The organism is Streptomyces sp. NPDC001194 (genome assembly GCF_042896985.1).
Classification (GTDB): Bacteria; Actinomycetota; Actinomycetes; order Streptomycetales; family Streptomycetaceae; genus Streptomyces.
On the sequence record NZ_JBIAXU010000007.1, the window covers coordinates 39,382 to 62,314 of the forward strand.

The following is a 22,933-nucleotide window of genomic DNA, read 5'->3' on the forward strand; positions in this document are numbered from 1 at the left end:
CGCCGCCCGGGAACGGGGGTTTCGGGCGGCGTCAGCTCAGTGCCGGGACCAGGCCGTCCCGACGTCGGTGGCAGCCCCGCCCCCGGCGGGGCTGCCGGATACGGGGCGTGCCGCCTGCTCGGCCGACCGCTTCCCGACGGCGATGCGTGCGTGGTCGTCCCGCAGTTCACGTGGCGCCCGCGGTGGGGACGATGTCCCTCCGCGCGAGACCCGGGACACGGCGTTCTCGGGGCGCCGTTTCGGTCCGGGGGCCTCGCGCGTTCCAGCGTCAGGCCGGGAGGGAGTCGACGGTGGGGGCCACCGGGGCGAAGAGGTCGGCGATCGTCGTGAGACTCGCCGCCTGGAGGGTGGCGGCCGGGATCAGGGTGCCGTCGGGCGCCGTGAGCGTGCGCGTCGCGGTGGCCTCGGCCACCACCGTCGGGCGGTAGCCCAGGTTGAAGGCGCCCTGGGCGGTGAACGTGACGCACATGTGGGTCATGAAGCCGGCGATCACCAGGTCCGGGCCGGCGCCCAGCTGCCGGAGGGTCTTCTCCAGCTCCGTGGCGTGGAAGGCGTTGGGGACCTGCTTGACCACGACCGGCTCCCCTTCGCGAGGCGCGACCTCGGCGCTGATGGCACCGATCTCGGCCCGGATGTCGTACGGGGTCCCCTCGCCGCCGTCGTTGACGACGTGGACGACCGGCGCGCCGGCCTCCCGGGCCGCGGCCAGCAGCCGGGCGGCCGCCGCCAGGGCCTCCTCGGCACCCTCCAGGGCCATCACGCCGGAGCGGTAGGTGTTCTGGAAGTCGACCATGATCAGGACGGAGTCGGCCAGGCGGGGCAGCGTGCCCGGCAGGCCGATCACGTCGCGCAGGGTGGTGGAGGGGGTGGATGCGGTCGAGGTGGTGGAAGCGGTGGAAACGGTGGATGCAGACATGGCGGAACTTCCTTCTGTGGGAACGGGCACGGCGAAGCCGCGCTCCGGCGCGCGGTCGCGCCGGGCGGTCGGTGGGCAGAGAGGGTCGGCGGGTCTGGACGGTCAGGGGGTCCGGACGTCAGTGGGCGGTGCGGAAGCGGCGGCGGTACGCGGCCGGGGTCGTGGCGATCTGCTTGCGGAAGGCCCGGTGCAGGGTCTCCACCGAGCCCAGGCCGGCCGCCTCGGCGACCTGCTCGAGCGGCTGGTCGGTGGTCTCCAGCAGCCGGCGGGCGGCTTCCACCCGTACGGCCTCCACGTAGGCGGCGGGGCTGGTGCCCAGCTCCTTGCGGAACGTACGGGCGAAATGGCGTTCGCTCAGGCTCATCCGCTGCGCGAGCGCGGCCGCCGACAGGTCCGCGCCGAGGTTTTCGGCGATGTGGACCCGCAGGGCGTCGATGTCCCGGCGGGAGGCCGCCGGGCGGCTGAGAGGCACGCTGAACTGGCTCTGGCCGCCCTGCCGCTTGAGGTACATGACCAGCTGCCGGGCGACCGCGAGGGCCAGTTCCTCACCGTGGTCCTCGGCCACCAGGGCCAGCGTCAGGTCCATGCAGGCGCTGATCCCGGCCCCGGTCCACACCCGGCCGGACCGGACGAAGATCGGGTCCGGGTCGACCTCCACCCGCGGGTGCTCGGCCGCCAGCTGGCGGGCCGTGGACCAGTGGGTGGTGGCCCGTCGCCCGTCCAACAGGCCGGCCGCCGCCAGCAAGTGGGCGCCGACGCACACCGAGGCCACGCGCCCGGCGTGCGGGGCGGTGGCGGCGACCCACCGCACCACCGCCTCGTCGACCCGCGCGACCGGGCCGTCCTCCGTCGGCTCCACGGCGCCGGGCACCACCAGGGTGTCCACTGCGGCCCCGACCTCGCCGAAGGAGAGGTCGGTGACCAGCCGGACGCCGGCCGAGGTGGTGACCTGGCCCCCGTCCGGGCCCGCCAGCCGCACGTCGTACAGCCGCCGCCCGGCCTCCCGGCTCGCGAGGGCGAAGACCTCGGCGGGGCCGGTGACGTCGAGCAGGTCGACATCGGGGAAGACCGCGATCACTACGCGGTGGGGCGTGGACATGTGTCCATCCTGGCCGGACGGGCAGGTGTCCGCAATGACGGCTCTCTGTCACATCCGGACACCCGGACGCCGACTGGAGCATGTCCCGCACCGCGCGGATGATGGTGGGGACGGCCGGACACGGCCCAGGGCGTCGCGGGACAGGCGGGACTTCGCGGACACATCCGAGGTCCCGGGTGGCTCATGGCGCCGGACACGGGACGGTGACGCAATCATGTCCGCGAACACTCCTCGGTACCGCTCGGTCAGGGTGGGCGCCGCCCTCGACACCCCGCTGTCGCGCTGGCTCTGGCTGGTCAAGTGGATCCTGGTGATCCCGCACTACATCGTGCTGTTCTTCCTGTGGATCGCCTTCATCGTGGTCAGCGTGATCGCCTTCTTCGCGATCCTGTTCACCGAGCGCTACCCGCGCGGCCTGTTCGACTTCAACGTCGGCGTGCTCCGCTGGACGTGGCGGGTCTCGTACTACGCGTACGGCGCCCTCGGCACCGACCGGTACCCCCCGTTCAGCCTGGGCCCCGAGCCCGGCTACCCGGCACGTCTCGAGATCGCCTATCCGGAGCGCCTGTCACGGCCCCTGGTCCTGGTGAAGTGGTGGCTGCTGGCCATCCCCCACTACCTGATCATCGCCTTCTTCACCGGCGGCATGCGCCACGGCTGGTGCGGGGGCGGCGGTCTGATCATGCTGCTGACCCTCTTCGCGGGGGTGGCGCTGGCCTTCACCTCCACCTACCCGCGCGGCCTGTTCGAGCTGATCGTGGGGCTGCACCGGTGGGTGCTGCGCGTCGCCGCGTACGCCGCGCTGATGACGGACGAGTACCCGCCGTTCCGGCTCGACCAGGGCGGTGACGACCCGGCGCCCGCCCCGGCCGAGGCGCCGGCCCCGGCCCCCTCACCGTGATCCGAACCCGGTCCGTCTCCGCCGGAACCGGGGGGCGCCGTCGTCCGACCACCTCCGTGTGCGGGGAGCCACCCGGCACCGGACGACGGGAGGGCCACGGATGGGCGGGCTGGACGTACGCATGCGGGGGGTCGCCTGCCGCCACGGCCGCGTCGAGGCGGTCGCCGACGTGGACCTGGAGATCGCGGCGGGCGAGCGCGTCGCGCTGACCGGGACCAACGGCTCGGGCAAGACCACGCTGCTGCGCGCGGTCCTCGGGCTGCACCGCCAGGTGACCGGGAGCATCACGGTCGGCGGCCGCGGTACCGGCTCGGCCGCCGAATGGGCCTGGCGGCGGCGCTGCTGCGCCTGGATCCCGCAGAAGCCGGCGGCCGGCCGGTTCCCGCTCCTCGGGGACGAACTGCTGGCCAGCGGCGGCGCACCGGCCGAGGCCGCCGAAGCGGCACGGAAGCTCGGTGTCGGCGCGCTGCTCGGCCGGCCCCTGCACACGCTGTCCGGCGGGCAGTTGCAGCGGATGTACCTGGCCCGGGCGATCGGAGCGGTGGCCGCGGGGGCCGAGGTACTGCTGGCCGACGAGCCGACCGCCGCCCTGGACTTCAGCGGCCAGGAGGAGGCGGCGGACGTCCTGGCGGCGCTGCCGGTGACCCTCGTCGTGGTGACGCACGACCGGGCGCTCGCGCAGCGCTGTGACCGCGTACTGGAGATGGCGGCCGGCCGGCTGCGGGAGGCCGCGTGATCCTCGCGGGCGTCCTCGCCGGCGCCGACCTCGGCGAACTGCTGGGGCTGCTCCCCGTCCAGCGGGCGGGCTTCGCCCTGCTGCTGGCGGCGGTCGGCCTGCCGGTGATCGGCGTGGTCGTCGTCGGACTCGACATCATGCCGGTGCGCTTCGCGATGATGCACGTCGCGCTGCTGGGCATCGCGGTCGGGCTGCTGACCGGGCTCGATCCGATGCTGTGCGCGCTCGTCGCGTGCGCCCTGGCCGGGGCGGGGGTGGCACCGCTCGCCCGCACCCCGGACGGGCTGTCGGGGGCGATGGGCCTGCTGATGAGCCTGGCCATCGCGGCCGCCCTGCTCGTCCTGGCCGTGTCGGGGGTCAACGCCTCCGGTGCGTTCGCCCTGTTGTGGGGCTCGATCCTGTCCGTGGGCACCGCCGACCTCGTGGTGCTCGCAGCGCTGGCGGCCCTCGTACCGGGGCTGTTCTGGTGGCGGCGGCGCGATGTGGCCCTGCTGCTGTACGACCGGGAGCTGGCCCAGTGTTCGGGGGTTCCGGTGCGGGCGCTGACCGCCGTACTGCTGGTCCTGGTCGCGGTCGCGGTCGCCGGGGCGATCAAGCTCACCGGGGCGCTGCTCGTCGACGCCCTCACCCTGCTCCCGGCCCTCGCGGCCCGCCGCCTGGGCACCTCGCTGCGGTCGATCACCCTGTGGGCGGTCGGCATCGGGGTGGCCGTGAACCTGACCGGGTTCCTCGTGGCCCTGCGGCTGGACTGGCCGCCGGGGCCGGTTCTCGTCCTCACCGCGGGGGCGCTCGTCCTCGCGGTCCATCTCATCCCCGAACGGAGCATCAGCACATGGCGCGCACCCGCGTCCGACTCGCTTCCCTCCTCGCACTGAGCGCGGCACTGACGGCCCTCGTCACCGGCTGCGCAGACGGCGGCGGCAACGGCGACACCGCTTCCGAGGACGCCACGACCGGCCCCCGCGGCGGGAAACCGGTCGTCGTGGTCACCACCACCTGGGAGGGCGCCTTCGCCAAGGCCGCCGGCGCCGAGGAGGTCAAGGTGATCGTGCCGCAGTCGGTGCACCACGCACCCGACTACGACCCGAAGCCCTCCGACCTCGCCGCCGTGGGCAAGGCCGACTTCGTGCTCTACGCGCCCTTCGAGCCGTACGCGGCGAAGATCAAGGAGGCGGCCGGCTCGAAGGCCGAACTGGTCGAGGTGAACCTCGACAACGACGCCGACAAGGTCAAGGCCGAAGTGGCCAAGCTGGGCAAGCTGTTCGGCACCGAGGAAGCCGCCGCGCGCTGGACGGCGTCGTTCGACACCGAGTACGCGAAGCTCTCGAAGGACGTCCAGGGCTCCTGGCCCGGCGGGAAGAGCCCGGCCGTCGTCAGCCAGGTGTTCACCACCTGGTCCGCGAAGCTGGCCGGGGCCGCGCCGGTCGGCACGTACGGCCCGGAGGCGGTCACCCCGGCGCAGCTCGCCGAACTCTCCGGCAAGAAGCCCGCCTTGGTACTGGACAATGCCCACATGTCGACCGGGACGGTCCTGCCCGACTCCGGTGCCCGGCAGATCGAGATCGTCAACTACCCGGGGGCCGATCTCGACTTGCTTCCCGTGTACCGCAATGCGGCGGTCGAGCTGAAGAAGGCCATGGGCAGTTCCTGACCCGCGGTGCGCGAGGAGGGGCGGGAGAGCGAGGGCCGCTCTCCCGCCCCTCCTCGCGCGACTACGGCCGCGGGTCCGCGGGCCGCGTCCACACCGTGCCGCGGGCCTCGTACTCCAGCATCGCCTCCACCCCCGTGGCCGTGTCGGCGCCGAGCTCCCGGCGCACGAGCCACAGGGCGAGGTCCAGGCCTGAGGTGATGCCGCCGGCGGTGACCAGGTCTCCGTCGTCCACCACGCGTGCGGTCTTGAGCAGGCCGCCCTGTTGTTCGAGGTCGGGGCGCGCCTTGTGGTGGGTGGTGCAGGGGCGGTTCCCGGTCAGTCCGGCGGCGGACAGCAGCATGGTGCCCGTGCAGACGGCGCCGAGGGTGAGACCGGGGCGTACGGCCGCGGCGAGGCCGCGCGGGAGCGTGCCGCGCCGGATCTCGGCCCACACGCCGGGGCTGTCGCGGCGCGCGTATCCGCCGCCGGGTACGAGGACGATGTCCGCCGACCGCGGCTCCCATGCGTGGTCGACCCGGACCTGCGTCCCGTACGCGGCGTGCACGGGGCCCGGGCCGGAGGTGCTGACGTAGCGGACCTCGACGGGGCGGTCCGTGAAGAAGCGGGCGGCGGAGAAGACCTCGTAGGGGGCGGCGAAGTCGAGCTCCTCCACTCCCTCGTACATGACGATGTGCACGCGCAGCGGTCCGGCCGGTCGCGCGGCGGGGCTCGGGGCCGCGGCGGCGGCCGGCACCGCGGCGGCGCCCGCTACGGTGGCCGCGGCGCCGATCGCGGTGGAGGCGCGGAGGAGGTTCCTGCGGTTCATCCGATCGTCCTGTCCATGCGTGTTCCGTCGTGCTTCCGTCGTGTTCTGTCGTGGTCGGTCATGGCCTGTCGCGGTCTGTCGTTGCCTGTCGGGCCAGTCGGGGTCTTGGGCTCCGTCAGCCCGTGGGGGCGAGCGGCGCGGCCTGGGCCGGCCGGGGGGCGGCGGGCGCGGACCGCGTGAGGCGCTCGCGCAGGGCGGCGCGGTCCGGCTTGCCGGCCGGCGTGAGCGGGAGCTCCGCGAGCACCAGCAGGCGCTCGGGGTGCTTGCGCTGTTCGAGCCCGCGGCGGGTGAGGTGCTCGCCCAGCGAGGCGAGCGTCGGCGCCTCGGGGCCGCGCGGTACGACGCAGGCCGCCAGGCGCTCCCCCATCAGCCGGTCCGGGATGCCGACGCACACCACGTCCCGTACGCGGGGATGCGGGGCGAGCTCCCGCTCGACCTCGGCGGGGCTGATGTTGGCCCCGCCGCGGATGACGATGTCCTTGAGCCGGCCGACGAGGTGCAGGACCCCGTCCTCGTCGATCAGGCCGAGGTCCCCGGTACGGACCCAGCCCTCGGGGGTGCGGTAGCGGGCGTCCAGCTCCGGGGAGGCGACGTAGCACATCGGGGTCATGGGGCCGCGGGCGATGATCTCGCCGATGTGCCCGTCCGGGAGCTGCTCGTGCGTGTCGGGGTCGGCGATGCGGATGTCCGCGACGCGGGGGTCGGGGCGGCCCGCGACCACCCCCGCGGCGTCGGCCCCGTGGGCTTCCTCCCCGAGGCCGGTGTGGCAGTTGACCCCGTCGGCCGAACCGTAGAGGTTGACGACCGGGCAGCCGAAGGCGCGGGCGGCGTCCTCGGCCGTGGTCGCGTCCAGGGCCGAGCCGCCGAGGACCAGTGCGGTGGGCGCGGGCAGTTCGCCCGCGTCGGGGCCGAGTCCTTCGAGCCGGTCCAGCATCATGCGGACCATCGTGGGGACGCCCAGGACGTGCGTCGGGCGGTGCTCGCGTACGGCGGCGAGGGCGGCCTCCGGGGTGAAGTGGTCGAGCAGGATCAGCGTGCCGCCGTGCCGGGCGAGCGTGACGGCGGTGCCGTTGGACCCGAACGCCGACCCGAGCGGTACGAGGAACAGGCTGCGCGGCGGGGTCCCGTCGGGCATGAGCGAGGCGAGGAAGTTGCCCCGGCCCCCGGCGAGCGCGTTGTGCGAGTACGCGACCATCTTCGGCTCCGCCTCCGAGCCGGAGGAGACGAGGATGCGGGCGGCGCTGTCGGGGTCGGGCCGGGCGGGCACGAACGCGGCCGGGTCGGAGCGCAGCAGCCCGGTGAGCGGAATCGTTCCTTCGGGCGCGCTGCCGACCCGCCCCGCGGCGATGACGTGGCGCAGCCCCGGCAGGGCCGGGCCCAGGGCGCGCAGTTCGGCGGCGGGGTGGCTGCCGCGGTGTTCCGCCGCCGCGATGACCGCGACGGCTTCCGCCGTGCGCAGCAGGGCTTCGGCCTCCAGACTCCCCCGGCCGACGGGGAAGGGCAGCGCCACCGCGCCGAGGGCCGCCAGGGCCAGGTCGGCGATGACCGCCCCGCGTCCGTTGGGGAGCTGGACGCCGACCACCTCGCCGGGGCGTATGCCGAGGCCGGCGAGCCCGGCGGCCAGACATCGCACCTTGCGGTCCAGCGCGGTGTGGCAGAGCTTGCCCTTGGCGTCGATGACTGCGGCGGCGTGCGGATCGGCGATCCGGCGGGCCCGGAACAGGCTGTACAGGTCGAGGTCGGGACAGGTGCCGTCGACCGCCCACCCGCGGCGGAGTCCGGCGGGCAGCAGGTCGTGGAGTGCGACGGTCACAGGAAGCTCCAGGGGTCGGGAACGGCGGGGGCACCGTGCGCGTCGCGGCTGATCGAGCCGGGGAAGCGCGGGTCGTGGTGCAGGTCGGCCGGATCGGCGGTGACGCCGGTCGCGGACAGGCCGTGGCCGCGCAGCTGCGCCAGGGCCTCCGCGGTGGGCAGTTCGCGCAGGTCGTACGCGGCGGCCGCGGGCGCGCAGGTGTCGGTGGGGGCGATCCATCCGTCCGCGGTGCGCAGGGGGCGCCGGAAGCCGGCCGGCCGGCGCGGGTCCTGCCCGCGCAGCGCCCGGCGCAGGGCGGGGGCGGTGAGGGCGTCGGCGGCGCCGAGCAGCGAGGAGTCGACGCGGACGCCCGCTCCGCCGCTGCGCTCCCGCAGGAGCAGCCCCGCCAGTACGGCCTCGGCGCCCAGGAGCCCGCCCAGTACGTCGAGCAGGGTCATCAGGGAGGGTGCGGGCGGCTCGTCCTGCGGCCGGGCGGCTTCGCCGACGCCGGTGCGGGCCTGGACCATGAAGTCCGTACCCATCGGGGCGCCGGGGATCCGGCCCGCCCAGCCGCCCGTGTACGCGTAGACGAGCCCGGGGTTCACGGCGGACAGATGGGCCGAGTCGAGGCCCAGCGCGGCTGCCTTGCCGGGGGCCCAGTTGTGCAGGAAGACGTCGGCCCCGGCGGCCATCTGGCGCAGGCGGCGCCGGTCGGCGACCGACTTGATGTCCACCTCGACGGCCCGCTTGCCGCGGTTCAGCGCGAGCCAGCGGGCGGAGATCCCGGAGCAGGCGGGCGGCATCCCGCGCAGCGGGTCGCCGCCCGGGGGCTCGATCCGCACGACATCGGCGCCGAGGAGGCCCAGCAGGTGGGCGGCGAGGGGAGCCTGGATCCGGCGGCCCGCTTCGAGCACGGTCAGCCCGGCCAGCGGCCGCGAGGGCGTGGGGGCACCGGGGTCGCGGTGGGGGGCCGCGGGGTGGCCGAATCCGTACGGGGTGAGGGACCAGGGGGCGGCGCCGTCGTGTTCGGCGGCCCGTTCGGCGAGGGTCCGCAGGCGGCAGACCTCGGCGCCGCAGGCCGCGGCCGCCGCCTCGATCCGCCGCCAGGTGTGCGTACGGGCCGTGGTGTGCAGGGCCGCCGGGAAGGGGGCGCAGGCGGTGGCGTACCGGAACTGGAACGGCCGCCACCCGGCGCGCACGGCGCCGAAGGGGGCCTCCAGGGCCTGCCAGAACGCGGCCCAGGCAGCCGGTTCGAGGGTCTCCAGCTCGAAGAGGACGCCGTCGGCCGAGGTGAAGGGGGGTCCTCCAGGCGCCAGTTCGGCGGCTTCGCCCTCATCCGCCCCGGCCGCGGCGAGATACTGGGACACCGCCAGCAGCCCGGCCCGGTCCGCGCCCGTGGTCACCCTGACCGCCCGGCCGCCGCGGGCCTGCGCCAGCAGTCCGGCGAGCATCCCCTGTACGGCGAGTACGCCCGTGGCGGTGGCCGCGTAGTCCACGGCCAGGCCCCGGGGCGCGCCGTCGCGCCGCCCGTGCACGGCCATGATGCCGGTGGCCGCCTGGACGGTGGCCTCGTCGGTCATGCCGCTCGCGGGGTGCGCCGACCAGCGGACGGCCGCCTCCTGCCGGTCGAAGTCGGCGCCGGACAAGGTGATGCGGGCGGGCGCACGGCCGTCGCGGGGCCCGTCCGGCTCCGGCCCCGACCCAGACCCGGCTTCGGATTCGGCTTCGGCTTCGGCTTCGGCTCGGGTGACCGCGCCGAGGAGCCTGAGGTGCTCCAGGGCCGGGCCCGTCGGCCCGGGCGGGCCCGAGGTGGCGAGGTGCAGTCCTTCGAGCGGCCGGACCGTGCGGGTGACGGCTGGTGAAGCCATGCCTCTCCTCTTCTCGGATGTGCGCGACGCGGGGGAACCAGGCCGGGCGCGCACCCGACCAGTTCCTCGGAGAGGCAGTCGGACTGCCGTTCCCACGGGTTCCCGGCACGTTGGAGGAAAGTGGTGCAGAGCCGCGAAGACGCATTGAGGGACCGGGTCGCGGACTTCGTCCGGAGCCGGGTCATGCCCTGCGAGCCCGTACTCGACGCGGGCGGCCCGGGGGCCGCCTCGGCCCTGCGGGAGTTGCGGGCCCGGGCGAAGCAGGAGGGCCTCTGGGCGCTGCCGCTCCCCGCCGAACTCGGCGGCCAGGGGCTCCCTTTCGCACAGTACGCGGCGCTCGCCGAGGCCGAGGGGGCGAGCGACCACGGGCCGGCGGCCCTCGGCTCCGCGTCCCTGCTCGACGCGGCCATGCTGTGGAAGCACGGCAGCCGCCGGATCCGCGAGGAGTACCCCGCGCGGCTGGCCGCGGGGGAACTGCGCGCCTGTTACGCCATGACCGAACCGGACACCCCGGGCACCGAACCGCTGCGCACCGCGACCCGCGCCGAGGAACGGCCCGACGGCGGCTGGCGCGTCAGCGGCCGCAAGTGGTTCGTCTCGGGAGCGGCCGGGGCCGATCTGGTGACCGTCCTCGCCCGCACCGACGGGGAGCCGGGAGACCGCGAGGGCCTCTCCCTGCTGGTGGTTCCCACCGGCTCGCCGGGCTTGCGCGTCGTACGCGAACTGCCCGTGTTCGGGGCCGGCGGCCAGTGGGAGGTCGACTTCGACCGGGTCCCGGTGGACGCCGACCACCTCCTCGGCCGGCGCGGCCAGGCCCTGTCCATCGCCGCGGAGCGGCTGCAGCTGGGCCGCACCCTGCGCTGCCTGCGCTGGCTCGGCCAGGCCCGGCGCGCCTTCGACCTGATGTGCCTGCGCGCCAACTCCCGTACGGGATCACGCGGTCCGCTGGCCGGGCACCAGCTCGTGCAGAGCCACGTCTTCGAGGCCCTGCTCGCGCTGCGCACCACCCGCCCGCTGGTCCACGAGGCCGCGGCGAAGATCGCGGCCGGGCTGGACGCGCACGTGGAGGTGGGGCTGGCCAAGGTCGCCGCGGCCCGGATGCTCCAGCAGGTCGCCGACGCGGCCATCCAGGTGCACGGCGCGGCCGGCCTCGGCCCCGACACCGCGCTCCCGGCGCTCTTCCGCACCGGCCGCGCCGCCCGCATCCTCGACGGCCCCGACGAACTCCACGTCACCTCGGTGGCCCGCCGGGTCCTGCGTACGTACGAGAAGCACGAGACGTACGAGGCGTACAAGGAGCAGGCGGCGTACGGGCACGATGCGGGGTAGCGGGCGTCAGCTCTCCGTGATGTCGGCGAGCCCGGTCAGCGCCGCCAGGCCGAGTGCCAGGAAGAAGTCGCCCCACACCAGCTCGTGCCGGACCGCCATCCCCTTCCCGGCGTCGTAGCAGCCGTCCAGCAGCATGCCCCGGGTCAGGTGCTCGCCCACCAGCCGCTCCAGGATCGCCGCCGCCCGGTACGCGTACTGCGAAGCGGCCCGGCAGCCCGGCACCGCGGCGAGTTTCAGCAGCGCGACGGCCGCGATGGCGGCGGCCGACGTGTCCAGCGGGCCGGCCGGCCGCGCCTCGTCCGCCGGGGGGACGAGCGGGGCGCAGGGCCGGGTCCAGGCGCCGGCCAGCCGCTCCGCCGCGGCTTCGAGCCGGTCCGGGGCGCCGCCGGCGACTTCGGGACGGTGCAGGGCGTCGGCCACCGCCAGGAGCAGCCAGGCGCCGCCCCGGCTCCAGCCGGCCGGTGGCTCCTCGTACGCCCGCCAGCCCGCCCGCGGGTCGAACTCCCAGGCCGGTACGGTGCGTCCGCCCGCTGCGAGGCACAGGTCGAGGTGCCGGTGGAGGTGGGAGGCGGCGGCCCGTTCGCCTTCCGGGCCCCCGGCGGCGAGCAGCGCCACCATGCCCGGCACGCCGTCCACCCGGGCCAGCAGCCGGGGACCGCCGAAGGCCGATCCCCAGGGCACCAGGCCGAGTTCGGGGTCCAGCGCGGCGAGGGCGGCCCCGGCCGCCCGGGTCCGCAGCTCGCGGGCGCCGGGGTCACCGGCCGCGAGGGCCGTCCCGTACCAGAGGATCAGCCCGCGCGTCGCGGTGTCGGCCCCGACCCAGCCGTGCAGCCGCGCCGTGCACGCGGCGGCGGCCGCCCGGTCGGCCGCGTCCCCGGTGTGCCGGGCGCGCAGCCACAGCAGCCCGGCCCAGAACCCGCCGGTCCACGCACCGCGGCCGGTGGTCGTCCAGCGGCCGGTGTCCGGGTCGGCGTACAGCGGGAACCGGTCGCCGGTCTGCGCGCGGGTGACGGCGGCGCGGTCGAGTACGTCGGCCAGCGCCCGCCCGGCCCAGTCACGGGATGTCCGCAGGATCATGCCGGGACCTCCGTACGCGCGCCGCGCCGCCGTTCCCGTACGGCCCAGGTCGTGGCGACGGCGGCGGCCACGGCGAACTCGGCGGCGACCAGCAGCCAGCCCGGCCCGTACCGGCCCGCTTCCGCCAGCCGCCCGAACAGCGGTGGCCCGACCGCGAATCCGGCGAAGAACCCGGCGGCGACGAGCGCGGAGTCCTGGCCCGCCCGGCCCGGGGCGGCCCGCTGCATCACGAGCACCATCGAGACGGCGTTGCCGGACACGGCGAACACCCCGACCGCGACGGCGGCGACCCAGACCAGCGCCGGCAGGTACAGCGCCGCGGCCAGCAGGCAGGCGGCCGCCACGGCGCCTGCCGCCAGAGCGCCGGGCAGCCACTCGGCGCGCCCGGGCCGGGCCGCCTTCGACCAGCCCACCCGGCCGGCGATGCCCGCGACGCCGAGGACCGCCACCAGGGCCGCGGCGGCCGTCGGCCCCATGCCGAGCCGCTGGGCACCGAAGAGGGCGACGTACGTGTTGACCGAGGCGATCGCGCACCCCAGGAAGAGGGAGAAGACCGCCAGCCAGGCGATGGCGCCCCGCGGGACGAGCGAGGCGCGCACCATCGCCGCCTTCGCCGGCGGGTCGGCCGGCAGGGAGTGATGGGCCCAGAGCGCGCAGAGCGCGGCCGCGGCGGCGGCCGTCCACACGGCCCCGCGCCAGCCGACACCGCCGGCCAGCGCCGCCAGCGGCAACCCGGCTGCGAACGCGCCGAGTTGGACGCCCGACTGCTTCATGCCGGTCATCGCCCCGCGCCGGGCGGGCGGGGCGGAGGCCAGGATCGCCTTGTTGGTCGCGGGATTGGCGAGCGCCTGCGGCAGTCCGCCCAGTGCCACGGCGGCGAGGAGGAACCCGGGGCCCGGCGCGGCTCCGATCAGTGCGAGCGCGGCCGCGGACACCAGCAGCAGGAGGACGAGGGAGCGGCGCGGGCCCGTCCGGTCCACCATGCGGCCGCCGACCGGCGAGAGCACGGCAGCCGCCGCGAAGCCGACGGCGGTCGTCAGACCGAGGGCGGCCGGCGAGATCCCCAGTTCGTCCACGAGGCGCGGTCCGAGCGCACCGAGCAGGAACAGCTGGAGCATCGAGAAGGCCATGGCACTGGTGAGCAACGCCGTCAGCCGGCCCTCGGTACCTGCCTCCGCCGGCTTCGGCGATGCCGTCCGCTCCCCCACCATCGACTCCGTTTCCGTGGCCCTCATTTCGGTCCAGGGCAGGAGTCGTGGCGGTGAACCACCGGGTTCCAGCGGCCTGTTGTGGCGTGCGACACATATGGTTTTGTCCGGTCGTGCCAATTCTCGACGCCCCTCTGTAGCCCTGTTGAGAGGGGTGCGACGATGAGCCCGCCATGACTCCCGGTCGATGTTGCCGAGCCTTCAGGGCCGCGTTGTTCGCGGCCATCTGCGTGCTGCTCGCATCCCTCGGCCACCTCCTCATGTCGGGTGCGACCGTCCCCTGGTGGGCGCTGGCAGCGGCCGCGGCGGCCACCGGGGCGCTCGCCTGGTTCCTCGCCGATCGCGAACGCGGCCTCCTGACCGTCACCTGCGCGACCATCGCGGTCCAGGCCGTCCTGCACACCGCGTTCTCGATGGCCCAGGCAGCGGCCCGCCCCCAGGCGGTCCCACCGCCTCCGCCGGGCACGGGCGGGCACGCCCACCACGCCGCGCACGCGATGGCCGACGGCGGCATGGCCATGCAGATGCCGATGCAGATGCCCGCCGGGCACGTCCCCGGCTCCAGCTCGCCGGCCGGCATGCTGGCCGCGCACCTCCTCGCCGCCCTGCTCTGCGGGCTCTGGCTCGCGTACGGGGAGCAGGGGGCGTTCCGCGTCCTGCGCGCCCTGGCCTGCCTGCTGCTCGTACCGCTGCGCTGGGCCTTCCGGCTCCCCGCGCCGGCCGACCGGCCGCGCCCGCGCGTACGCCCCGGCCGCCGGGCCGGCACGCTGCGCGGGCTGCTCCTCGTCCACGCCATCACCTCACGGGGGCCGCCTCCCGGGACCGCTGTCATCTGACAGCCGGCTCACCGACGCGCGCCACGCCGCACCGCCGCGCGCCTCGGTCATCGGTCCTGCCGTCCGGCAGGCCGTACCGCTCACCGGCCCGCCTCGCCCCGCAGTGCGCACGCGGCGCCGGACCCGGATCCCGGATTCCCAGAAGGACATCAGGCGATGACCCCTGCCCTGCTTCCCCGTCCGACCGCCGCCGAGGCGGCACCCGCACGCCGCGACGGCGGCCCGGACGAGCCGACGACCCTGCTGGCACTCGCCGCGCGGGACGGCGACCCCGACGCGGTGGACCGTTTCGTACGCGCCCTGCACCGCGACGTCCGCCGCTACGTGGCCTACCTCAGCGCCGATCCGCAGTCGGCGGACGACCTGACCCAGGAGACCTTCCTGCGCGCCCTGGGCAGCCTGCACCGCTTCGAGGGCCGCTCCTCCGCCCGTACGTGGCTGCTGTCGATCGCCCGGCGCACCGTCATCGACAGCCTCCGCCACAAGGCGGCCCGGCCCAGGATCTCGGACCGCGACGACTGGCAGAGCGCCGCGGAGCGGGCCCAGCCGCGCGGCCTGCCCGGCTTCGAGGACGGAATCGCCCTCGCGGAGCTGCTGGGGACGATCCCCGCCGAACGCCGCGAGGTCTTCGTCCTCACCCAGGTCCTGGGGCTCCCGTACGCGGAGGCGGCGAGCGCGCTCGGCTGCCCGATCGGCACGGTCCGCTCCCGCGTGGCCCGTGCCCGCACCTCGCTCATGGAGCTGCTCACGGACGCCGACACCGATGCGGGAGGTGACGCTCCCGCACTCGCGGCCCCGGCGGCCGCCTGACCCGCGGCCTCCCGCCGGCCGGCCGGGGCGAGACCTCGCCCCGGCGCCCCGGCCCTACCCGCTGCCCTTCAGCCGGCGGACGACCTCGTCGGACACGCGCCGCTGGAGGTCGGCGAGCTGTTCCGGGGTGTAGGCGGTGAGGTCGCCGGGGTCCTTGGCGCCGCCCGGGCTCTGGCCCGCCTGCTGCTGTTTCTGCTTCTCCTGTTCCCGGCGCTGGAGTTCCTGCTCCTCCGGTGATCCGGGCGCGGCGTACGCGCACTTGATGAGGGCCCCGTCGGCGGCCTTCAGGCAGGTCGCCTCGCGTCCGCCCACCTGGCCCCGGCCCTCCACCCGGTAGCGGATGTTCTGCGCGCTGCCGACCGTGGCGGTCCAGGTGCCGCCTCCGGTCGGCACCACCTCGAACACCTGGTCGTCGTTGTAGCAGCAGACGTCCCGGTACTCGGCCTTGATCAGCGCGACGAGCGCCTGCGGTGAGGACCAGGTCGGATTGAGCCGGTGGACCGTCATCGGGGCGAGTGCGCCGCCCTGGTGGCGGGTCGGCACGGTCGACACGGCCACCACCGAGCTGGCCTCACCCTGGGGAGTGAGGGGGGTGACGTACGCGCTGCGCCCGCTCGTGTCGCGGTACTTGAGGGTGAACTCCGACTCGTTGCCCGCGTTGGCCCCGTCCTCGGAGGCGTCCCAGCCGCTGCGCTCGAACCACCAGTCGCTGAAGCTGCCCACGGCGGCGGTTCCCTCCCGTTGCCGTGCCGCGAGGCTGAGCGGGTAGGAGGGGCCGGGCACCTTCGCCGTGTCGGTGGTGATGGTGAGCTTCCCGGTCCGCCCGTTGTAGAGCGCGAGCCCGGCGGGCCGTTCGGTCACGACCAGGATCCCGGTCTGCCGTTTGAGGGGGACGACCACGGTCGGGGTGTCGCCCTCGCAGGTCACGTACGCGTCGTCGGAGTCGAACCGCACCCAGCGCTGCTGCGCCGAGATCTTCCGGCCGAGGTTGTGGCCGAACCAGCCGCCGATCCGTGCGTCGGCCTTGTCGATGTCGAACGAACAGCGCTGCTGACTGCGGCTGTTGCCGCCGAGCGGGACGTCCTGTTCGAGGCCGACCTCGTATCCGGCGAGCCAGCCGCGCCGTTCGACGAGGGTCGCGAACCGGTCCGAGTCGGGCAGGTAGGTGATGTCGGAGATCTCGCCGGTGACGTCTCCGAGGTGCGGGGCGGCCTGCGCCTTCCCGACCACGTAGGGCGCGCGGGCCGCCAGTTCGGGCACGGGCTCGCTCACGATCTGCACGTTCTGCATGTACGCCCGGTCCTGGAGGTACGACCCGTACACCAGCCACCAGATCCCGAGGCCCAGCCCCAGGACGGCACCCAGCCATCCGAGGACCACCCCGGCGCTCCCGCCGCCCGGGCCGCCGTCCCGCTTGCGCCGCAGCAGCCTCAGCACCATCCCGACCAGCAGGAGGAAGGCGACGAGCAGCAGCGGAGCGGCCAGCCAGGACAGGAGCTTGCGGCCTTCCCAGACGATGATCGTGGTGGCGTAGGAGGCCCACCAGAAGAACAGCCCCGCCAGAAGAACGGGTGTCCCCACCCACAATGCCCGCGAGACCTGCGATGCCCGCGCTGTCTGTCCCATGACCGCCCCCCGACGTCAGCCTGCCCAATTCTGTACCGGGCACGTGGAGTTGTCATCCACTCGGCGGTCAGCGCGTCAGGGTGTCCACCTCTGCCGCGTAGAGCCGGGCGGGGTCCAGGCCCATACCGGTGAAATGGCCTGCCAGTTCGAGGGAGAGCACGCCGTGCAGGCGGCTCCAGAAGGCCAGGGCCAGGCGGAGGGCCGCCGGCGGGGCGTCGGGGTGGCTGCCGGCCCATTCCCGGTGGCCGGACAGGTGCTCCTCGAAGGAGCCGGCCCCCTCCCCCGGGGCCTCGGCCGTGCAGGCGTCGAGCAGGACGGACATCATCTCGGCGGTGATCGCGGTGGTGTCCTGCGGCGCGTGGTAGCCCGGCACCGGGGTGCCGTAGACGAGGAAGTAGCGGTGCGGGTCCTCCAGGGCCCAGCGGCGCAGCACCTGCGCCAGTGCGGCGATGCCGGGCCGGCCCGCTCCCCCGCCACCGGCACCGGCACCGGCACCGGCACCGGCGAAGGCGTCGGCGAGGCTGCGGTACGCGTCCCGGATGAGCTCGGTGATCAGCTCGTCGCGGTTGGCGAAGTACCGGTACAGCGCCGGTCCGCTCATGCCCATCTGCTTGGCGATGGCGTTCAGGGACAGCGCCGAGGCGCCGGAGCCGGCGATCTGCTGCCAGGCCTTCTCCTTGACCTCCTCGCGCACCTGCTGCCGGTACCGCTCGCGAGGGGTCTCCGTACGCCCGGTCGTTCCCATGCCCGCCGCCTTTCATCGCCCGCCACTCAATTCAGTTAGACGCTATCACCATCGGCAGCACCGTTCACGATCGGACGAGCCGTTCGCTTGACATCACCTCCACACCCGCTCATTCTGGTTATAGCTTCTAACGAACACGAGATGTACAAACAACGGCAACCCCCTCTGGAGGTCATGGTGAACACCGTCGAGCGCGTGGAGATCGTCCTGCCGGGCAAGGTCGAGCCCGAGGGGCTGGAACTGCACCGGGGCCCGGTCCCGGCGCCCGCGGCCGGGCAGGTGGTCATCGCGATGGAGGCGACGGGGGTCTCCTTCGCGGAGCAGCAGATGCGCCGCGGCCGGTACTACGACCAGCCCCCTTTCCCCTTCGTCCCCGGATACGACCTGGTCGGGACGGTGCAGGCGGTGGGTGACGGCGTCCCTTCCGGACTCCTCGGCCGGCGGGTGGCCGCCCTGACGAAGACCGGCGGCTGGACGAGCCACATCGCGCTCGACGCCGCCGACGCGGTGGAGGTACCGGACGGCGTCGGGGCGGTGGACGCCGAGACCGCGGTCGTCAACGGCATCACCGCCTGGCAGATGCTCCACCGCAAGGCCCGGGTGCGCGCCGGCCAGACCGTCCTGGTCCACGGCGCCAACGGCGGGGTCGGCTCGATCCTGGTCCAGCTGGCGCTCGCCGCCGGGGCCGAGGTGATCGGCACCGCATCCACCCGTCACCACGACGGGCTGCGTGCGCTCGGGGTGACCCCGATCGACTACCGCTCCGGCAACGTCTGCGCACGGGTACGGGCACTCGCGCCCGGCGGGGTGGACGCGGTCTTCGACCACGTCGGCGGCGAGGGCATCGTCGACTCCTGGCAGCTGCTGGCGCCCGGCGGCACCCTCGTCTCGTACGGGACCGCCGCCACCCGGGACGACCAGGGCTCCGGCTCGCTGCCGGTGCTGAAGCTGCTGGGCCGGGTGTGGCTGTGGAACGCGCTGCCCAACGGGCGCCGCGCGTACTTCTACAACGTGTGGGCCGGTCGCGCCTACGCCAAGAACCGCTTCCGGGCCCGGCTGCGCTCCGACCTGACCCAGGTGTTCACCGCCCTGCAGCGCGGCGAGATCACGGCGAAGGTCGCCGCGCGGATCCCGCTGGCCCGCGCCGCCGAGGCGATGCGCCTGGCGGAGTCGGGAACGGTCGCCGGCAAGGTGGTCCTGGTCCCTTGACCCGGCCGGCGCCGGTCCTCATCCGCTGCCGCTCCTGGGAGCCGCCCTGCCCGTCAGGCCGGGCACGTCGGCCGCGGCCAGTCGCTCCAGCAGCTCGACGGCCCTCTCCACGTCCGCCAGCCGGTCCGGGGGGACGCGCCGGTCGATCGCACGGGCCAGGTAGGCCGCACGGCCCGCCAGCAGCTTGTCGATCAGCTCGGCGGCGGCGGGATCCGCGCTCATCAGCTTCCGGCGGCCGTCATACGGATCGGGCTCGCCGTGCACCAGCCCGGCGGCCTTGAGGACCGCCAGACTCTGCGCGATGGACTGCGGGCTCACGTGCTCCAGGGAAGCGAGCCGGGCCGCGGTGACCGGGCCCTCCCGTACGACGCTCGCCAGGACGGCGAGCTGCGTGACGGTCAGGCCCGTCGCGTCCTGTCCCGACTCCGCGCGCTGCCGCGCGCGCAGCCGCTTGATCGCGTCGTCGAGCCGCTGCGCGGTCACGGCGGACGCCGACGCCTGCCGGCCGGGTTTCGTGATCATGACTTCTCCGTGAAACCCCGCAAGCAACTTTGGGAAGTTGCTTGTGGAGTTTGAACGGCCGAAGGAACCGGGAACACTGCCTCCGATCTCACCTGACCGGCGCCGCCCTCCTGCGTCCGGCGCGGTGCGCCCGCAGCTGTTGGATGGGCACCGTCGACGGCTGCACGGTCGTCGGGTACATCGCGGCGGCCTGACGGGCCACGTACACACGGGCGATGAGCTCGTCGCGGTCGGTCTCCGGCACCTCCATGCCGAACAGGTCGCGCAGGAGACCGGGGATCTCCTCCGGGGTGTAGGTCTGCGCGGTGGCCGTGCCGTCGGGCAGGGTCCGGGTGAGGACGCTGCCGTCGAGGAAGACGTGCTCCTGCTCGCGCATCTGCTGGACGAGCAGCCGGCCCGCGAACGGCGAACGCGGATGCGTGGAGAGGAAGTGGTTGGCCACCATCCAGTCCTGCGGATACCGCTGGTCGAGGGTGAAGGCGTGCAGGTCGTACCAGCCTTCGGCGCCCCGCGTCCGCATCACGTACAGCCGGTCGCCCGTCTCGGTGGTGGAGCCCTCCAGCCGGAAGCCCCAGCCGCCGAACGAGGTCTCGGAGCCCTCCACCAGCTCGATGGGCTCGATGGGGTTGCGGCCGAAACCGGGGTCGCACACCCACACCTTGCCGGTCTCGGGGGTCTCGGCCGTCTCCACGCGCAGCATCGCGTGCGTGGCCGCGCGGACCACCCCCTCGGAGCCGATGCGGACCCGCGAGGCGAGCCCCGTCACCCGGAAGCCGACGCGCTCCAGCACCGCCGCGAGCAGCACGGTGTGCTCGTAGCAGTAGCCGCCGCGGCGTCCGTGGACCAACTTGTCCTGGATGTCCTGCAGTTCGAGGGAGATCGGCCGCCCGAGCACGATCTCGACGGTCTCGAAGGGGATCGAGGTGATGTGCTTACGCGTCAGCGCCCGGAGAACGTCGAGTGTGGGCGCGAGCTCTCCGTCATAGCCGGTACGCCGGAGGTAGGCATCCAGGTCGAGGCTGCCGCCCTGCCAGGCCGTGGCATCGTCGTTCGTCGTCATGGCAGCCATGGTGCATACAAAACCGGTCATGGCCGGAGAGCCCGGGGAAGAGAAAGTCACGTCCCCGGGAAACCCCCCGCGGGGCCGGCTCAGCCCCAGGTGCGGGAGCAGAGCACCAGCCGGTAGCCGTCCGGGTCGGCGACGGTGACGCCCCACTCGTCCCAGTACGGGTTGTGCGAGGCGACGCGCGTGCCGCCGTGCTCGACGAGCCGGCGGACGAGGTCCTCGTCGGGCGCCTCGCCCAGGTAGACGACGAAGAGGTCGTCCACGGTGGGGGCGGGCACGACCGGGTTCTCGGGATCGTGGGTGAGCTCGAAGTGCCAGCCGCCCCCGGCCGGCCCGACCATGAGCAGGTCGTGTGCGCCGGGCACGCGCTCGGTACTGCGCCACTGCACTTCCAGGCCGAGTCCGTCGACGTAGAACCGCTCGGCGGCCTTCAGGTCGAGGGAGGGGCGGGCGACACGGACGTGGGTACGTGAATTGATCATGGCGCAGAGGGTACGGGCGCGCCTGGGCCCGGGCCAGGGGGCCCGGGCAGGGTGTGGCAGGTCGGTGCCGGGAAGCGGGTCCCGTCAGCGCAGGGTCATGGAGACGTGGTGGGCATCGATCCGGAAGCCGTTGCGCAGGTAGGTCCGGTGCGCGGCGTGGCGCTGGTGGCCCGTGTCGAGGTGGAACTCCTCGCAGCCCTCGTCGGCCGCGATGGCCTTGAGGGCGGTGAGCATGCGGCTGCCGAGTCCCCGGCCGCGGACGGACTCGTCGGCGACGAGGTCGTCCAGGTACAGGATGCGGCCCGAGATCATCGTGTGCATGACGCGGAAGCCCGCGGCGACGCACACCTCGCCGTCCTCCTCCAGGTAGACGATGCGGTAGCCCTCCGCGGACTGCGTCCGCCAGCGCTCGGCGAACCCGTCCTCGTCCAGGTGCGGGCGCAGCTGCGAGAAGACCGGCCAGCAGCGGCGTACGGAAATCTCGTCCTCGGCAAAGATCACATCCATGCCGGAAGGGTCGCACGCCGCCGCGGACTTGCCGCCCCCGCGGGCCCGATCCGCCTTCTTTGCCGTCAGGTCCCGTGCGGGGACGGGGAGGAGGGCGGGCTCCGGTTCGCGACGGGGTCAGCAGGCGATGGTTGCCCTGCGGAGCGCGTGGCCACCGGTGCTGCCGTCGTCGGACCAGTACACGGGCTTGGCGCCGCCCGCGCATTCGTCGGATCCGGCGAGCGCGAAGCCCTCGTTGTCGAGGTCCGGCATGCCGCTCGGACGGTCGTACGCGGCGGTGGGCGCGAAGGTGCCGGAGGCGCCGATCTTCATGGTCCGGTGGCGGCCGTCGCAGGTGTCGTCGCAGACGAGCCACAGCCGCGCGGCCTGCGGCTCCCACTGGAGCTCCATCACCGCGGGCATGCCGCTCGCGATCGTGGCGACGCGGGCCGCGGCCCCGCCGTCCTGCAGGACGTAGCCGTAGACGGTGCCGGTGCCCTCGACCCCGAGGAAGAAGACCCCGCCGGTGTGCGCGCCGTACCGGTCCGGGTCGTACGCCGCGCCGGTCGACTCGTCCTTGAATCCGGCCGCGGTCAAGGTGGCGTCGGGGATCCAGGTGATCGCCTCGAAGCCCTGGTTGGAGCCGACGGCCGGCAGGCCGGCCGTCAGGTTCCACTCCTTCGTGGCGGTCAGGCTGCCGCCCGGGCCGGTGGTGACGTCGTAGCGCAGGACGGACAGCCGGCTGGTGCCGGACGCGTCGCCGTTGCGTTCGGCGGCGACGTACGCACCGGCCGCCGCGCCCGCCGCGGTCAGGGTGACGGCCTCGCCGTCCGGGCTCCCGGCGCCGCCGGGGTAGCGCAGCGTCTTGCCGGAGGACCAGCCGTTCTCGGTGTCCGGGCGCCAGCCGCCGGAGCCGTCGCGGACCAGGCGCCACAGCCTGCCGGAGTTCTGGGCGGCCCACAGCACGGGGCCCTCCTGGTAGAGGCCGCTGAGGTCTTGGCCGAAAACGCCTTGGCCGTCGGCCGTCGCCACGGAGCTGCCGCCGGGCCAGGCCACCGGGTTCGTACCGCCGCCCCCGGAGCCGCAGTCGTTCGGCGCGCCGAGCGTCAGGGCCGCCTTGCCGAAGGAGCCGGTGCCGTCGGGGCACCGCGACCAGGACGGGCCGGAGTGGCTGCTCCAGCCGAAACTGTCCACCAGGGTGCTGCCGTCGGGAAGGTACAGGCGGGCCTTGTCCGCGGATCCGAGACCGAACCGGGCGTCCACGTCGAAGGCGCGGGCCGCCCCCGGGGCCAGACCCGTACCGGACGGGATCTTGAACTTCGAGCCGTTGTCGTCGTCCTTGAGGATCCAGCCCGAGACGTCGACGGTGGCCGTTCCCTTGTTGAACAGCTCGATCGAGTCGTCGACGCTGCCGGTCGTCACCACCTCGTTGATGCGGATGTCATCGGCGGGCGCCGCCTGCGCCGCGGGGGCGGGCAGCAGCGCGGCGGCCATCAGCGTGGAGCCGGCGAGGGCGAGGCGGATCGGGGCGGGGCGGGGACGCTTACGGGATGTGCCTGCTTCGAGCACGGTGACCGTCCCGGGGAGGGTGGGGGGCTGGGGCATGGCCACACGAGGGTCGCGGCCGACCCCGAACTCCGGCCGGCTTCCGCCGGGTCGTCCCGTGAACGCACGCCGAACGGCACGTCGCCCGGCGTCGCGATCGAGCCCTTCCGGGAGCGCTGCGCATGGAGCGGCGGGCGTCGGGGCACCGATGCCCGCGTGCCCCC

At 74.5% G+C, this 22,933-nt stretch carries 22 protein-coding genes; 8 read left to right on the forward strand and 14 right to left on the reverse strand.

Annotated elements, in window-relative coordinates:
- Positions 1 to 268 precede the first annotated feature (268 nt).
- Together ACFY1T_RS17520 and ACFY1T_RS17525 are read right to left on the reverse strand one after the other, a co-directional pair.
- Positions 269 to 916: an isochorismatase family protein gene (locus ACFY1T_RS17520; protein ID WP_390788922.1), complete on the reverse strand. Its 648-nt coding sequence runs from the start codon at positions 914 to 916 to the stop codon at positions 269 to 271.
- A gap of 118 nt (positions 917 to 1,034) precedes the next feature.
- Positions 1,035 to 2,015 carry a GlxA family transcriptional regulator gene (locus ACFY1T_RS17525; RefSeq protein WP_030872781.1) on the reverse strand — a complete coding sequence of 327 codons (981 nt, stop codon included), beginning with the start codon at positions 2,013 to 2,015 and terminating at the stop codon, positions 1,035 to 1,037.
- Between the two features lie 214 nt (positions 2,016 to 2,229).
- Between ACFY1T_RS17525 and ACFY1T_RS17530 the strand changes: the two genes are divergently transcribed.
- The 4 genes from ACFY1T_RS17530 (at position 2,230) to ACFY1T_RS17545 (ending at position 5,303) form a co-directional block, all read left to right on the forward strand.
- Positions 2,230 to 2,916, forward strand: coding sequence for a DUF4389 domain-containing protein (locus ACFY1T_RS17530; RefSeq protein ID WP_390788923.1), 687 nt, complete (start codon positions 2,230 to 2,232; stop codon positions 2,914 to 2,916).
- A gap of 100 nt (positions 2,917 to 3,016) precedes the next feature.
- Positions 3,017 to 3,652 carry a metal ABC transporter ATP-binding protein gene (locus ACFY1T_RS17535; protein ID WP_390788924.1) on the forward strand — a complete coding sequence of 212 codons (636 nt, stop codon included), beginning with the start codon at positions 3,017 to 3,019 and terminating at the stop codon, positions 3,650 to 3,652.
- Complete coding sequence (locus ACFY1T_RS17540) at positions 3,649 to 4,527, forward strand: metal ABC transporter permease (protein WP_390788925.1); 879 nt, start codon at positions 3,649 to 3,651, stop codon at positions 4,525 to 4,527. The genes ACFY1T_RS17535 and ACFY1T_RS17540 overlap by 4 nt, the downstream gene beginning before the upstream one ends.
- Complete coding sequence (locus ACFY1T_RS17545; RefSeq protein ID WP_390788926.1) at positions 4,485 to 5,303, forward strand: ABC transporter substrate-binding protein; 819 nt, start codon at positions 4,485 to 4,487, stop codon at positions 5,301 to 5,303. Before ACFY1T_RS17540 ends, ACFY1T_RS17545 begins: the two co-directional genes overlap by 43 nt.
- A 61-nt stretch (positions 5,304 to 5,364) precedes the next feature.
- Here the strand turns inward: ACFY1T_RS17545 and ACFY1T_RS17550 are convergent, their stop codons facing one another.
- From ACFY1T_RS17550 to ACFY1T_RS17560, 3 genes are all read right to left on the reverse strand, one after another.
- On the reverse strand, positions 5,365 to 6,108 hold the full coding sequence (locus tag ACFY1T_RS17550; protein WP_390788927.1) for a DJ-1/PfpI family protein: 744 nt from the start codon (positions 6,106 to 6,108) through the stop codon (positions 5,365 to 5,367).
- A gap of 115 nt (positions 6,109 to 6,223) precedes the next feature.
- Positions 6,224 to 7,921, reverse strand: coding sequence for a class I adenylate-forming enzyme family protein (locus ACFY1T_RS17555; RefSeq protein ID WP_390788928.1), 1,698 nt, complete (start codon positions 7,919 to 7,921; stop codon positions 6,224 to 6,226).
- The gene (locus ACFY1T_RS17560) at positions 7,918 to 9,768 is read right to left on the reverse strand and encodes a CoA transferase (RefSeq protein ID WP_390788929.1); all 1,851 of its coding nucleotides are present in this window, start codon (positions 9,766 to 9,768) and stop codon (positions 7,918 to 7,920) included. The genes ACFY1T_RS17555 and ACFY1T_RS17560 overlap by 4 nt, the downstream gene beginning before the upstream one ends.
- Before the next feature lie 120 nt (positions 9,769 to 9,888).
- Here ACFY1T_RS17560 and ACFY1T_RS17565 point away from each other — a divergent pair, with 120 nt between their 5' ends.
- Complete coding sequence (locus tag ACFY1T_RS17565; protein WP_390788930.1) at positions 9,889 to 11,097, forward strand: acyl-CoA dehydrogenase family protein; 1,209 nt, start codon at positions 9,889 to 9,891, stop codon at positions 11,095 to 11,097.
- Positions 11,098 to 11,103: 6 nt separating this feature from the next.
- Here ACFY1T_RS17565 and ACFY1T_RS17570 read toward each other — a convergent pair whose 3' ends face one another.
- On the reverse strand, positions 11,104 to 12,174 hold the full coding sequence (locus ACFY1T_RS17570) for a sugar ABC transporter permease (protein ID WP_390788931.1): 1,071 nt from the start codon (positions 12,172 to 12,174) through the stop codon (positions 11,104 to 11,106).
- On the reverse strand, positions 12,171 to 13,385 hold the full coding sequence (locus tag ACFY1T_RS17575; RefSeq protein WP_390789131.1) for an MFS transporter: 1,215 nt from the start codon (positions 13,383 to 13,385) through the stop codon (positions 12,171 to 12,173). Before ACFY1T_RS17575 ends, ACFY1T_RS17570 begins: the two co-directional genes overlap by 4 nt.
- A 170-nt stretch (positions 13,386 to 13,555) precedes the next feature.
- Here ACFY1T_RS17575 and ACFY1T_RS17580 point away from each other — a divergent pair, with 170 nt between their 5' ends.
- Positions 13,556 to 14,218, forward strand: coding sequence for a hypothetical protein (locus ACFY1T_RS17580; RefSeq protein WP_390788932.1), 663 nt, complete (start codon positions 13,556 to 13,558; stop codon positions 14,216 to 14,218).
- A gap of 156 nt (positions 14,219 to 14,374) precedes the next feature.
- Positions 14,375 to 15,028 (forward strand): sigma-70 family RNA polymerase sigma factor, encoded by a 654-nt coding sequence (locus ACFY1T_RS17585; protein ID WP_390788933.1) that lies wholly within the window; start codon positions 14,375 to 14,377, stop codon positions 15,026 to 15,028.
- Positions 15,029 to 15,082: 54 nt separating this feature from the next.
- On the opposite strand, the gene ACFY1T_RS17590 is transcribed toward ACFY1T_RS17585, so the two are convergent.
- Both ACFY1T_RS17590 and ACFY1T_RS17595 read right to left on the reverse strand, forming a co-directional pair.
- Positions 15,083 to 16,609 (reverse strand): hypothetical protein, encoded by a 1,527-nt coding sequence (locus ACFY1T_RS17590; RefSeq protein ID WP_390788934.1) that lies wholly within the window; start codon positions 16,607 to 16,609, stop codon positions 15,083 to 15,085.
- Positions 16,610 to 16,721: 112 nt separating this feature from the next.
- Positions 16,722 to 17,399 (reverse strand): TetR/AcrR family transcriptional regulator, encoded by a 678-nt coding sequence (locus ACFY1T_RS17595; protein ID WP_390788935.1) that lies wholly within the window; start codon positions 17,397 to 17,399, stop codon positions 16,722 to 16,724.
- Between the two features lie 174 nt (positions 17,400 to 17,573).
- Between ACFY1T_RS17595 and ACFY1T_RS17600 the strand changes: the two genes are divergently transcribed.
- Positions 17,574 to 18,608 carry a medium chain dehydrogenase/reductase family protein gene (locus tag ACFY1T_RS17600; RefSeq protein WP_390788936.1) on the forward strand — a complete coding sequence of 345 codons (1,035 nt, stop codon included), beginning with the start codon at positions 17,574 to 17,576 and terminating at the stop codon, positions 18,606 to 18,608.
- Positions 18,609 to 18,626: 18 nt separating this feature from the next.
- Here ACFY1T_RS17600 and ACFY1T_RS17605 read toward each other — a convergent pair whose 3' ends face one another.
- The 5 genes from ACFY1T_RS17605 to ACFY1T_RS17625 all read right to left on the reverse strand — a co-directional run bounded on the left by ACFY1T_RS17605 (position 18,627) and on the right by ACFY1T_RS17625 (position 22,769).
- Positions 18,627 to 19,130, reverse strand: a complete 504-nt coding sequence (locus ACFY1T_RS17605; protein WP_390788937.1) for a MarR family winged helix-turn-helix transcriptional regulator — start codon at positions 19,128 to 19,130, stop codon at positions 18,627 to 18,629.
- An 88-nt stretch (positions 19,131 to 19,218) separates the two neighbouring features.
- Complete coding sequence (locus ACFY1T_RS17610; RefSeq protein ID WP_390788938.1) at positions 19,219 to 20,190, reverse strand: arylamine N-acetyltransferase; 972 nt, start codon at positions 20,188 to 20,190, stop codon at positions 19,219 to 19,221.
- Positions 20,191 to 20,279: 89 nt separating this feature from the next.
- Positions 20,280 to 20,678: a VOC family protein gene (locus ACFY1T_RS17615; RefSeq protein ID WP_390788939.1), complete on the reverse strand. Its 399-nt coding sequence runs from the start codon at positions 20,676 to 20,678 to the stop codon at positions 20,280 to 20,282.
- 84 nt (positions 20,679 to 20,762) lie between these two features.
- Positions 20,763 to 21,185: a GNAT family N-acetyltransferase gene (locus ACFY1T_RS17620; protein ID WP_390788940.1), complete on the reverse strand. Its 423-nt coding sequence runs from the start codon at positions 21,183 to 21,185 to the stop codon at positions 20,763 to 20,765.
- A gap of 117 nt (positions 21,186 to 21,302) precedes the next feature.
- On the reverse strand, positions 21,303 to 22,769 hold the full coding sequence (locus ACFY1T_RS17625; RefSeq protein ID WP_390788941.1) for a lamin tail domain-containing protein: 1,467 nt from the start codon (positions 22,767 to 22,769) through the stop codon (positions 21,303 to 21,305).
- Between the last annotated feature and the right edge of the window lie 164 nt (positions 22,770 to 22,933).

Excerpts from the sequence above, each read along its gene's own strand:
- ACFY1T_RS17525 (WP_030872781.1), bottom strand. The coding sequence starts at position 2,015 with ATGTCCACGCCCCACCGCGTAGTGATCGCGGTCTTCCCCGATGTCGAC.
- ACFY1T_RS17580 (WP_390788932.1), top strand. The coding sequence starts at position 13,556 with ATGACTCCCGGTCGATGTTGCCGAGCCTTCAGGGCCGCGTTGTTCGCG.
- ACFY1T_RS17530 (WP_390788923.1), top strand. The coding sequence starts at position 2,230 with ATGTCCGCGAACACTCCTCGGTACCGCTCGGTCAGGGTGGGCGCCGCC.
- ACFY1T_RS17520 (WP_390788922.1), bottom strand. The coding sequence starts at position 916 with ATGTCTGCATCCACCGTTTCCACCGCTTCCACCACCTCGACCGCATCC.
- ACFY1T_RS17600 (WP_390788936.1), top strand. The coding sequence starts at position 17,574 with ATGGTGAACACCGTCGAGCGCGTGGAGATCGTCCTGCCGGGCAAGGTC.
- ACFY1T_RS17615 (WP_390788939.1), bottom strand. The coding sequence starts at position 20,678 with ATGATCAATTCACGTACCCACGTCCGTGTCGCCCGCCCCTCCCTCGAC.
- ACFY1T_RS17545 (WP_390788926.1), top strand. The coding sequence starts at position 4,485 with ATGGCGCGCACCCGCGTCCGACTCGCTTCCCTCCTCGCACTGAGCGCG.
- ACFY1T_RS17625 (WP_390788941.1), bottom strand. The coding sequence starts at position 22,769 with ATGCCCCAGCCCCCCACCCTCCCCGGGACGGTCACCGTGCTCGAAGCA.
- ACFY1T_RS17570 (WP_390788931.1), bottom strand. The coding sequence starts at position 12,174 with ATGATCCTGCGGACATCCCGTGACTGGGCCGGGCGGGCGCTGGCCGAC.
- ACFY1T_RS17595 (WP_390788935.1), bottom strand. The coding sequence starts at position 17,399 with ATGGGAACGACCGGGCGTACGGAGACCCCTCGCGAGCGGTACCGGCAG.
- ACFY1T_RS17585 (WP_390788933.1), top strand. The coding sequence starts at position 14,375 with ATGACCCCTGCCCTGCTTCCCCGTCCGACCGCCGCCGAGGCGGCACCC.
- ACFY1T_RS17575 (WP_390789131.1), bottom strand. The coding sequence starts at position 13,385 with ATGGTGGGGGAGCGGACGGCATCGCCGAAGCCGGCGGAGGCAGGTACC.
- ACFY1T_RS17610 (WP_390788938.1), bottom strand. The coding sequence starts at position 20,190 with ATGACGACGAACGACGATGCCACGGCCTGGCAGGGCGGCAGCCTCGAC.
- ACFY1T_RS17550 (WP_390788927.1), bottom strand. The coding sequence starts at position 6,108 with ATGAACCGCAGGAACCTCCTCCGCGCCTCCACCGCGATCGGCGCCGCG.
- ACFY1T_RS17620 (WP_390788940.1), bottom strand. The coding sequence starts at position 21,185 with ATGGATGTGATCTTTGCCGAGGACGAGATTTCCGTACGCCGCTGCTGG.
- ACFY1T_RS17605 (WP_390788937.1), bottom strand. The coding sequence starts at position 19,130 with ATGATCACGAAACCCGGCCGGCAGGCGTCGGCGTCCGCCGTGACCGCG.
- ACFY1T_RS17560 (WP_390788929.1), bottom strand. The coding sequence starts at position 9,768 with ATGGCTTCACCAGCCGTCACCCGCACGGTCCGGCCGCTCGAAGGACTG.
- ACFY1T_RS17535 (WP_390788924.1), top strand. The coding sequence starts at position 3,017 with ATGGGCGGGCTGGACGTACGCATGCGGGGGGTCGCCTGCCGCCACGGC.